General features: G+C 41.9%; 10 protein-coding genes and 1 pseudogene. 1 reads left to right on the top strand and 10 read right to left on the bottom strand.

What is annotated here, in order from left to right:
- From WKF69_RS16185 to WKF69_RS16150, 8 genes and pseudogenes are all read right to left on the bottom strand, one after another.
- The coding region (locus WKF69_RS16185; RefSeq protein WP_340383190.1) for a hypothetical protein at positions 1 to 507 on the bottom strand (507 nt) is incomplete at its 3' end.
- The gene (locus WKF69_RS16180; protein WP_340383188.1) at positions 482 to 1,063 is read right to left on the bottom strand and encodes an RNA polymerase sigma factor; all 582 of its coding nucleotides are present in this window, start codon (positions 1,061 to 1,063) and stop codon (positions 482 to 484) included. The genes WKF69_RS16180 and WKF69_RS16185, both read right to left, overlap by 26 nt.
- 48 nt (positions 1,064 to 1,111) lie before the next feature.
- Positions 1,112 to 1,351, bottom strand: a complete 240-nt coding sequence (locus WKF69_RS16175) for a hypothetical protein (protein ID WP_340383186.1) — start codon at positions 1,349 to 1,351, stop codon at positions 1,112 to 1,114.
- Between the two features lie 73 nt (positions 1,352 to 1,424).
- Positions 1,425 to 2,231 (bottom strand): nucleoside triphosphate pyrophosphohydrolase, encoded by an 807-nt coding sequence (gene mazG, locus WKF69_RS16170; protein WP_340383184.1) that lies wholly within the window; start codon positions 2,229 to 2,231, stop codon positions 1,425 to 1,427.
- Between the two features lie 367 nt (positions 2,232 to 2,598).
- Positions 2,599 to 3,273 carry a tRNA (5-methylaminomethyl-2-thiouridine)(34)-methyltransferase MnmD gene (gene mnmD / locus WKF69_RS16165; RefSeq protein WP_340383182.1) on the bottom strand — a complete coding sequence of 225 codons (675 nt, stop codon included), beginning with the start codon at positions 3,271 to 3,273 and terminating at the stop codon, positions 2,599 to 2,601.
- Positions 3,274 to 3,295: 22 nt separating this feature from the next.
- Positions 3,296 to 3,802, bottom strand: coding sequence for a rhodanese-like domain-containing protein (locus tag WKF69_RS16160; protein WP_340383180.1), 507 nt, complete (start codon positions 3,800 to 3,802; stop codon positions 3,296 to 3,298).
- A 65-nt stretch (positions 3,803 to 3,867) separates the two neighbouring features.
- Complete coding sequence (locus WKF69_RS16155) at positions 3,868 to 4,818, bottom strand: CvpA family protein (protein WP_340383178.1); 951 nt, start codon at positions 4,816 to 4,818, stop codon at positions 3,868 to 3,870.
- A 70-nt stretch (positions 4,819 to 4,888) separates the two neighbouring features.
- A pseudogene (locus tag WKF69_RS16150) lies at positions 4,889 to 5,027 on the bottom strand (M13-type metalloendopeptidase); the annotation flags it as partial.
- Positions 5,028 to 5,477: 450 nt separating this feature from the next.
- Here WKF69_RS16150 and WKF69_RS16145 point away from each other — a divergent pair.
- A complete protein-coding gene (locus WKF69_RS16145) occupies positions 5,478 to 8,135 on the top strand; it encodes a valine--tRNA ligase (RefSeq protein WP_340383176.1) in 2,658 nt (885 codons plus the stop codon).
- Between the two features lie 175 nt (positions 8,136 to 8,310).
- Here the strand turns inward: WKF69_RS16145 and WKF69_RS16140 are convergent, their stop codons facing one another.
- The gene (locus tag WKF69_RS16140; protein ID WP_340383174.1) at positions 8,311 to 9,009 is read right to left on the bottom strand and encodes a DUF4397 domain-containing protein; all 699 of its coding nucleotides are present in this window, start codon (positions 9,007 to 9,009) and stop codon (positions 8,311 to 8,313) included.
- 178 nt (positions 9,010 to 9,187) lie between these two features.
- The gene (locus tag WKF69_RS16135) at positions 9,188 to 9,925 is read right to left on the bottom strand and encodes an acyl-CoA desaturase (RefSeq protein ID WP_340383172.1); all 738 of its coding nucleotides are present in this window, start codon (positions 9,923 to 9,925) and stop codon (positions 9,188 to 9,190) included.
- Positions 9,926 to 10,245 lie beyond the last annotated feature (320 nt).

Genomic DNA, 10,245 nt, shown 5'->3' with positions numbered 1-10,245 from the left:
TGTCAAAATCTGTGGCGCGATTGAATCAGAAATAGCAATTGGGGCCGATTTGCCAGAAGATTGAGCCGGTGCTACAGCACCATGGCTTTCTCTTTCCTGAGGCTGTTTAGTAATTCTCTTAGCTTCCGTATAAAATTGAGAAGATTTGGGCCGTGAAATAATGGCAGCCTTTTCTGAGTTTTCAGAAGGTGAAACCGGATTGTTAGTAATATCTGCCTGCGCTTTCTCAGATCCATTATTTTCTGCAGAAACTTGACCCTTAGTTATTTCTGCCTGCGATTTTTTATCCACTATTTTTTGATCTCCCAGGTTTGCTTCGGGGACAATAAACCACAGGCCGCACAGAACGACTAACGCTGCCGCCGCCGCTCCCCACCAAAGTAGGACCGGTTTTTTATCAGACTCAGGGTATTTTTTTCGAAGCTCCTGCCAGCCATGTTCGGCCGACGGATCTTCGAAATTGTCAAACACCTGACTGATCTTATCTGTAAGTTTCCGATCTGTCATTTTTCTCATATTCTGATTGTTCGAATCTCAGAGCTTCTCTTAATTTCTCCTTAGCCCTGCTCAAATTTACTCTTGAAGAGCTCGCAGAGATCAGCAGCATTCTGCCGATCTCTTCGTGACTATAACCATCAATTTCATACATATTAAAAACCGTTCGCTGTACCATCGGCAAAGCATCCAGCAGCTTTAGTATATCCTGTGAATTCAAATGTGCTATAGCCTGCGGTGCGAAAGACACATTCTCAGCTGTTTCAAGATCCATTTGATTCTGGTGCTTAAGATCTTTTCTCCTTCGGTCAAGTGCCGTATTAACCACTATTTTTCTCAACCAGGGTTTAAAATTTTGTTCATTCTTAAAACTGTCGATGGACTTGAAAACCTTTATAAAGGAATCATTGACAACCTCCAGGGCATCATCGCGGTTACTTAAGTACCTTAAGCCAACGCCCATAGCGTAGCTATAGAAATGCATATAAAGCTTTTCCTGGTGCCTTAAATTCCCCTGCTTGCATTTCTGAATGAGCTCTTCTTCAGAAATGACTGTCTTTTTGAACATTTATTAAATATACTCTTCTATCTATACGGGTTGGTGATTGCAAAGCATTCACTCATTCCTTTCATTTGCTGCCATCACTAAAACCTTAGAACCTGCGTTGATATTGCGGGATTCAATGCTTTTATAGATGGGTTGCGTAATCTTATGCAAAGATGTCGATCCGGATTTGCTGATTTTTTTAATCTTTCCGACTTCAGTATCAATCTTTTCTGGTTTGCTCGGAGCGGTGTAAACAATCCAGGCAAAAGTTAAGATCACTCCAATAGCTGAGAATATTAAACGGTTCATAATTGTCGCTTATACTGTTAATACGCGAACGATCCATTAAACGCAACATCAGTGAATAATTATCGTAAAATACTCACAGTTTTTTGGCTTCATTCCAAAAGATATCCATCTCAGCGAGGGTCATGTCCTTTAGGTTCTTTCCCAGATCCTGGGCTTTGCCTTCGAGATATTGGAAGCGTTTGATAAACTTTTTATTAGTTTTTTCCAGAGCATCTTCAGGATTTATATCAATAAAACGGGCATAGTTGATCAGCGAAAACAGAAGATCTCCGAATTCCGCCTCAGCTTTCTCTTTATCTACTGGTTTATGTTCGGAAGTGTTAAATTCTTCTTTAAATTCCCTTAGCTCTTCTTCCACCTTTTCCCAGACCTGTTCTTTATTGTCCCAGTCGAAGCCAACACCGCGGGCCTTTTCCTGGATGCGGGATGATTTAACCAATGCTGGTAAAGACGCAGGAACACCGCCAAGTACAGTCTTGTTACCTTCTTTAAGCTTCAATTGTTCCCAGTTACGTTTAACATCATTTTCGTCTTCTACTACTACATCACTGTATATATGCGGATGCCGATGGATCAATTTATCACAGATGCTGTTTAGAACATCGACAATATTAAAGTGGTTATTTTCCGTAGCGATTCGGGTGTAGAAAACTAAATGCAGCATAAGGTCGCCCAATTCCTTTTTTATCTCGGCCATATTTCCCTCGAGAATTGAATCAGACAATTCGTAAGTTTCTTCGATAGTCAGATGCCTGAGCGTCTCCATGGTTTGCTTCTTATCCCACGGGCATTGCTCACGAAGGGTGTCCATGATTGTCAGCAAGCGTTCAAAGGAATCGGCTGGATTAGTACCGGAAGGGGGGATCGGATTTGCGGGCATCTATTATAGTTTGTCCGCAAAAATAAGATTTTGTTTGTTACCCCTGAATCAGTAGTGTCCGTTAAAGATTTCACTTTTCGACCCCGAAGGTGGTCGTATATTTATAGCAATAGAATTTTCCGTCAAATCGATCCCGAAGGTGGTCGCATGTGACAATTTCATATACATACGACCACCTTCGGGGTCGGGAAACCGGATACACAACCTTACTATAAACATGTGACCACCTTCGGGGTCAGGTTTGGTTGAATTTAATAAGGGGGCTTGCTTTATAAAAAATTAGTAAATAACCTCCAGAGGAAAGCATAAGAACATGTTTTGTCGAGTTTTAAGTTTTTACCGGACACTAGTGACTCCGGAATGTAGGCTATAACTTGACAGCTCTGAGCATTTCCCTTTTACCGGGAGCGCCCGGCGCTTTTTCGATTGAAAAGCCCAATCCTTTCATGGTTCGCTTTAAATTGCCGGTAATTGCATAGGTCACAAAGACACCCCCGAGGCGGAGAAATGAGCTTATATGGGACAATGCCTCTTCGTTCCACATCTCTGGCTGATGGATGGCAGCAAAGGCGTCGAAATATACAACGTCAAATAATGCGGCTGATTTAAATTCTAATAGTGTCGTAGCAGCAATCTGTAATTTAGAATGAGCATCAAGCTGTATTTTCTCAGTTAACGCCAATTCATAATTCTGAGTAAAAGCTTCCCACAACTCTGGCTTTAGATACTGGCCATATTCAGTATTGAAAATAAGATCGGAGCTTAGTGGATAAGCTTCAATGCCGGTGTAATCCAGATTGATCTGGTTCAAACCGCAATACTCTGCTGAGACGAGGAAGTTCAAACCTGTTCCAAATCCGACTTCCAGAATACTGGCTTTTGTTAGTCCGTCTTTCAAAAAATATTTGAGCCCGGATTCAAGAAAGACATGTTTGCTTTCCTGGAGAGCCCCATGGCGGGAATGATAATGCTCGCCGATTTGGGGATTAAATAGTGTTTTAGAACCATCTGACGTAATGGCGAAGCTTAGGGGTTGGTCCATAGTTTGGTTGATCCACCTACGCTTAATTAACCTTAGTTCCCTTTTCTACCCAGCGTGCCCAGTCTTTTCTGTAGGTATGGATTTCAGAAGTTTGAACACCGTTTAGCTTGTAGACAGGCTGTCCGGAGTTAACCCACTCGAATATACCACCAAAAAGGCTGTAAACGTTTTTGTAGCCGGCATGGATGAGCTTTTGAGCAATCTTTTCACTGCGGCTGCCTACCGAGCAATAAACCACAATGTTAGCTGTGGTTGGAATATCATACACTTTTCGCATGTCAAACCAAAAATAACCAACATGCCTGGCATTTTTTAGATGGCTGACATTAAATTCTTCAGTCTCCCGGGTGTCAAGTACAAAAACTTCATTTTTGTTCATGTTAATAAACTCTTCAACGGATATCTGGGGTGCTTTTTTATCATTAATGCTGTCAAGCATAAGCTTAAAATTGGGATCCATGGTTTGCGCCATCAATCCACTCGCAGAAAACCAGAGTATAACTGATAAAAAGTATTTCAACACAGGCATGTTTTGAATTACTTTAACGTTACACCACCATCAATTGTTATAAAGATACCACGCTCCTGCTTGATTTAATTCCTGAAATTTTGAGTTACCATGATACCATGTACACCTGCATCCAGGATGCCTATTCCTGCCCGCCCAAATGAAACATGAAGGATATTAGCCTTGTGAACCGGCGATTCCATCAGGCCTTCGTGAGCTGACTGCAGAGTTTGTGCCAGTGCCAGGTTTTCTCCTGCAACTATAAACCTAACCCTGTCTTTTCTCATTCTATCAAAAGGACTTTTACCTTCAGGTGTGTAATGTGAGAAGTAGCCCCTTTTTAGCATATCTGAAGAGTGCTTGGTAGCAACCACAGCAAGTTTATTGTCAAATGTTATTACTCCAAGTCCGGCCTTCCTACGTTCGTCATTAATAAGCTGGAGCATCCTCAACTCGAGGTCAGGTCTTGGCCTGAATGTACTCGTTTTGAAAGGCAGAGTTAAAATTTCAGTGCCTTTGGTATGAACAGTGAAATTGTCCGGGGATCGGTACCCGATATCAGCAGCCATTTCCGCCAGCAGCTTACCTGGCCATTCATTTTGTTTACTCAGTGTACTTGCAAGTATGCTGTCTTTCGTTCTTTGCGAAAGATTTCCCATTGGGTAGGAGGAGACAAAAAAGGATATCAGAGAAGCATAAACAACTCCTGAAATAAACCCTGGAAGAATACCGGATATCTTATTGGCTATGTGGAAGTGGGTTTCTGCACTGATGTTAGCAGTCCACCGATCGCAGAGTGTAGAAATTAAATGGCTGAAGCCTAACAGGAGAGCGATAAATAAAACCGGTCTTACCCAGATTCCCTCGATATGAAATAGCTGCAGAAACCTCAGGATGTATTCGGATAAAAAAAATGCCAGGAGGAAGCTGCCCAGCCAGGTTGCCAGTTCGGTCAACGACTGAATGAACCCTTTTGACCATCCACTGTAGACCGCAAGACTTATAACAATGATTAAAATAACATCAATAATGTTCATAGGTAGTAACGTAAAAAGCCCTGCGTTTGAAATTACAAAAACGCAGGGCTTTTACAAATTATTCCGAAAATTACCAGATCCGGATGCGGTCCTCTGGCTTTTTGTATAGCTTATCGCCTGGGCTTTACATCGAATGCCTTATACCCATCCATGTTAACCGGTGCGCCAATTGTACGATACGGGCCTGGTGAGTGCGTGTCAATAAGAAGGGACAATTTATTTGTTAAACCAATAAATGATACGCCCAAGCTTTAAATAATCAAGGAAGAATGAGGATAGTTTGAAATTGGGGGTGATTTTCATCTTTCAGTAGAAATGTATCATTATGGTTTCAAACGCAAACCTGAACTGGTACAATAACTCTGAATCCAAGAGATTATTGTGTCAGACGGAATTTTTTGAGTTGTACGTGGAATGAGTATTACGTTATACGTTGTACGTTGTACGTGGAAAACGCATAACCTAAGGTATCGTAAACGAATAACTTATTAATCCAGAAATTTAACGTACAACGTATAACTTAATGATCCAGACGTACTACGTATAATGTACAACGTATCACTTAACGATCCAAACGTATAACGTACAACGTAAAACGTACAATGTTCGAAAATCAGAGCTTAAATGAGTAATTTCGCCCTCTAATTCCCTTTCAAGAGATGAGTATTCCTAAAACCTATAACCCAAAGGAAACAGAAGATAAATGGTACAAATACTGGCTGGACAAGAAGTTTTTTCGTTCAGTACCGGACGATCGTGAGCCGTACACTATAGTCATACCACCACCAAATGTTACCGGGGTTTTGCACATGGGGCACATGCTTAACAATACAATCCAGGACGTTCTTATCAGGAGGGCAAGGATGCAGGGTAAAAATGCTTGCTGGGTTCCTGGTACCGACCACGCATCAATTGCTACAGAAGCGAAGGTAGTAGCATTGCTCAAAGAAAAGGGAATAGAAAAGAAAGACGTAAGCCGTGAAGAATTCATGACTCATGCTTACGAATGGAAGGATAAGTACGGCGGGATCATTCTAAAGCAGTTGGAAAAGCTGGGCGCTTCCTGCGATTGGGACCGTACCAGGTTCACCATGGAAGACGACCTGTCTGAGGCGGTTATTGACAGCTTTATTCATCTTTATAAGAAGGGATGGATTTACCGCGGCATCCGGATGGTTAACTGGGATCCGAAGGGCAAAACTGCCGTGTCTGATGAAGAAGTTATGCGTAAGGAAGTAAATCAGAAGTTATTTTATATAAAGTATAAAGTATCAGGTATGAAGAATCAAGATTCGGGGATGGGAGATGGTGCTTCAGATTATATTGTTGTTGCAACAACCCGGCCTGAGACTATCATGGCGGATTCTGCCATATGTATCAACCCGAATGATGACAGATACAAGCATCTCAAGGGAAAGAAGATCATTATCCCATTAGTTGAAAGGGAAATTCCTGTTATTGAGGATGAGTACGTAGATATGGAGTTTGGAACCGGCTGTCTTAAGGTAACACCAGCTCACGATCTTAACGACTATGAACTTGGAGTAAAACATAATCTCCCGATTATAGATATATTGAATGATGACGGTTCTCTTAATGAGAAAGCCGTGATACTTGTTGGTGAAGACCGCTTCGCTGCCCGGAAAAAGATCGCTGTAATGCTTGAAGAGCAGGGTAGCCTTGAACGGGTTGAAGATTATAAATCGCAGGTAGGTTTTTCTGAACGTACTGATGCGGCAATTGAGCCTAAGCTATCGCTGCAATGGTTTTGTAAGATGTCGGAAATGTCCGGCCCTGCACTGAAGTATGTTTTGGACGGTGAAATCAAACTAATCCCTGAAAAGTTTACCAATACCTACAGGCATTGGATGGAGAATGTAAAGGATTGGTGTATAAGCCGCCAGCTTTGGTGGGGACAACGCATTCCAGCCTGGTATAATGAAAAAGGGGAATGGGTGGTTGCTAAGACTGAAGATGAAGCTCGGGCTGAATTTGAGATCCAGTATCCCGGATCTCCAACAGGCAACCTTCGTCAGGATGATGATGTGATGGATACCTGGTTTTCATCCTGGCTTTGGCCGATATCGGTGTTCGATGGGTTTAAAGATCCTGACAATGCGGATATCAAGTATTATTATCCTACGAATGACCTGGTAACCGCTCCGGAAATACTCTTTTTCTGGGTAGCCAGAATGATAATGGCCGGACATGAATTCCGAGGGGAGGCGCCCTTTAAAAATGTTTATCTGACTGGAATTGTAAGAGATAAGCAGGGCAGGAAGATGTCGAAATCGCTGGGTAATTCGCCCGATCCTATTGACCTGATTGATAAATACGGAGCAGACGGTGTTCGTGTAGGGATGCTATTCTGCTCTCCGGCAGGAAATGACCTGATGTTCGATGAGTCTTATTGCGAGCAGGGCAGAAACTTCGCGAATAAAATATGGAATGCATTTCGTCTGGTTAAAGGTTTTGAGGTAGATCATAGTCTGCCGAATACAAATCACCAAGCAATAGCATGGTTTGATTCAGCATTCAGCCAGGCCTTAAATGAAATTGAAGACAATTATAAGCAATATCGTTTATCCGAGGCCCTTATGGGAATCTATAAATTGGTCTGGGATGATTTCTGTGCCTGGTACCTTGAGATGATCAAGCCTGTCTATCAGCAGCCTATTGACGCTGAAACTTACCGTGTAACCATTGCTTATTTTGAAAGTATATTAAAGCTGCTTCACCCCTTAATGCCATTCCTGACTGAAGAGCTTTGGCATGATGAACTTTTTGGTGAGCGCGGGGAGCTGGACTGCTGCATCGTAGCTCCCTATCCTCAGTCAGGCAAGATAGATTCGTCACTTTTGCAGGATGTGAATATCATTAAGCAGGTAATTTCTGAGATAAGGAACATCAGGAATACGAAGCAAATATCACCTAAGGAAGCTCTTTCATTGGATATTAAAGTAAACTCGCCGGTAGACTACAAGAAATACCTCAACATCGTTTCAAAGCTGGCAAATATTGAGAAGGGCGGTTTTGTAAGCGAAAAGGTAGCGGGTGCTGCATCATTTATCGCTGGCAATGATGAATTCTTTGTCCCACTTGCTGATAACATAGATGTAGGCGCGGAGAAGGAGCGTTTGGAAAAGGAGATCGATTATCTGAAAGGATTTTTGAAATCTGTAGAAGCTAAATTATCAAACGAACGCTTTGTGCAGAATGCAAAAGCAGACATCGTAGATATTGAGCGGCGGAAAAAAGAGGATGCTTTATCGAAAATGAGAATTCTCGAGGAGGGTTTGGCCGGACTGGTGAATTAGGTACGCTTTTTCGCCTGGCAGCAATAACATTTGTGGCCATTTTCCCTTTCACTTAACTAGTTAGGGGCAAGAAAAAATCGATAGTTGTGCGTATATAAACAGGGTGAGCCTGGGAACTGGAGTGTTCCTGGGATAATCTAGACAAAGTAACTATCTGCTCAGCTATTTGCGGAAATTAATTGACCGCGCTAAAATGGATACCCAGTGGAGAATTACTTACTCCGGATTTTAAGCCTTTAGCCCACACGTTGTATATCTTGCCCGCCGCCACTGTAACATTAGCTTGAACTAGTAGGGTTCCTGTTGATGATTTCAGCTGCAGGTCATACACTCCCTGATCCAGCGGAATAAATGGGGACGCTTTATTGTAAGATTGTTCCGGAAAAAGATTTGCTCCGGATTTAGTTCCGAGAATAAGTTGGCCAGCATCGGAACTTAAATGGATAAACCTAATTTTAGCCTTCCCCGCTGGTGGACTTGCCAGATCGTCGGTCGTAAGTAATGTATTGATAGCCCCCGGCTCTCCTGAAATAAAAATTGAGTGATATGTATTCTGTTTTAATTCAAAAATAGCCGATCCGATGGTGCCAATTTGCCCGTCTATTGCAAATTCAAAATTGCGCGAGCCAGGGAATGTTATGAAATACTTGCTTTCATTGGTATAATTAAGTACACCTAGTACTTTAACACCGTTGATAGAATAGGTAATCGCCTGTGAACCGATAGTCGCATTTATCACGTTAACAGCGGATTGCTGTTCGGGAGGCTGGACATTTTTTTTTACACAGGAAGTGAAAGAAGTCAGGAGCACCGTACAAAACAGAAATATATTAATAGTGTAGGGTAAAGAACCGAAAGTCTTGAGTGTTTTCATATAGTTCTATACGAGGAATTCGACGTAAATATTACGAATTTTATATAAAATATTGATTGTCAGTCATAATAAACCCTGGTACTGTTTTAAATACTTCAAAGGAAATTCAGAATGGGAAAACGCACTCAAATATTCGAAACATAAACTAAACTATGGAAACACCCTTCCAGAGGGTTAATTAATACACTTTCCGGAGCTTAATGATCTTCAGCAAATGCAGGAGCTTCATAACCGGATAAACCGGGTCGATCTCAAACCATTTGGCCCCGAAATTAGCGCTATTAGGAAAGCGATGGTGGTTATTCTGGAAAAGTTCACCAAGCATCAGGAAATCAAAAGGAGTAGTGTTTTTCGACTTGTCGTTATTGTCGAAATTTGAATAGCCATACTTATGACCGCACCAGTTAACAATAGCGCCATGCAATGGGCCCATCAGGTAGTGAACGGGAAGCAGCAGGTACAGCCATTCGGAACCAGCCGGAACAAATTCAATATAAAACCAGGTATATAGAGCACCAAACATCAGCCTTGATGCAATAGAAGAGCCAATCCTGTCAATAAGAGGCCATTCCGGATAATAACCTGCAGTTTGAATGTCAGGGTCTCTGCTGCGTTGCAAGTGATCTCTGAACGTGATGATAGTTGCTTTCATCATCTGGAAGACATCAGTAAAAAAGTGTGGTGAATGTGGATCCTTCTCGGTATCACTGTAAGCATGATGCTCCCTGTGCATTATTGCGTAAGCCCGTGGGTTCAGGAACGATGCGCCCTCAAAAATGTATGCCAGCAGGTAGAATATTCTTTCCCAGAATTTGCTCATGGTAAACATCCTGTGCGATGCATAGCGATGCTGAAAAAATGTCTGAAAGAACAGGGACAGAAACCAGTGGGCAATAAAAAAAAGAAGAATGATCATAAAATTAACTTAAAACACAGAACCCGGGTCACCTATTTTATGATGAACATTGAGATGTGAGAGCTTTTTCAATATAACGCAAGTGCATTCACCTCGCTGTAATTCCTAAATATATACTATATATACGGAATTGTTGCCAGGTTGGACTTATTATTCCCTAAAATTCTGTTTTTATAGTTACGTGAGAATAATTGAAGTGGTAAAGGGGAGGCGGCCACACTAATTCCGGGAGGAGTATTCCCAATGGCATTAAGTTAAGGGACGGGAGGTTCCAGCTTTCGCTCAATGTCATTAAGTTAAGGGTATTCATAATGTACCTT

This window comes from Daejeonella sp., assembly GCF_037719425.1.
GTDB lineage: Bacteria > Bacteroidota > Bacteroidia > Sphingobacteriales > Sphingobacteriaceae > Daejeonella.
Note: the sequence above shows the minus strand (reverse complement) of the source record. Positions and strands in the feature narration are given on the sequence as shown.

Coding starts and splice junctions, on each gene's coding strand:
- WKF69_RS16180 (WP_340383188.1), bottom strand. CDS start 1,063: ATGTTCAAAAAGACAGTCATTTCTGAAGAAGAGCTCATTCAGAAATGC.
- WKF69_RS16175 (WP_340383186.1), bottom strand. CDS start 1,351: ATGAACCGTTTAATATTCTCAGCTATTGGAGTGATCTTAACTTTTGCC.
- mazG (WP_340383184.1), bottom strand. CDS start 2,231: ATGCCCGCAAATCCGATCCCCCCTTCCGGTACTAATCCAGCCGATTCC.
- mnmD (WP_340383182.1), bottom strand. CDS start 3,273: ATGGACCAACCCCTAAGCTTCGCCATTACGTCAGATGGTTCTAAAACA.
- WKF69_RS16160 (WP_340383180.1), bottom strand. CDS start 3,802: ATGCCTGTGTTGAAATACTTTTTATCAGTTATACTCTGGTTTTCTGCG.
- WKF69_RS16155 (WP_340383178.1), bottom strand. CDS start 4,818: ATGAACATTATTGATGTTATTTTAATCATTGTTATAAGTCTTGCGGTC.
- WKF69_RS16145 (WP_340383176.1), top strand. CDS start 5,478: ATGAGTATTCCTAAAACCTATAACCCAAAGGAAACAGAAGATAAATGG.
- WKF69_RS16140 (WP_340383174.1), bottom strand. CDS start 9,009: ATGAAAACACTCAAGACTTTCGGTTCTTTACCCTACACTATTAATATA.
- WKF69_RS16135 (WP_340383172.1), bottom strand. CDS start 9,925: ATGATCATTCTTCTTTTTTTTATTGCCCACTGGTTTCTGTCCCTGTTC.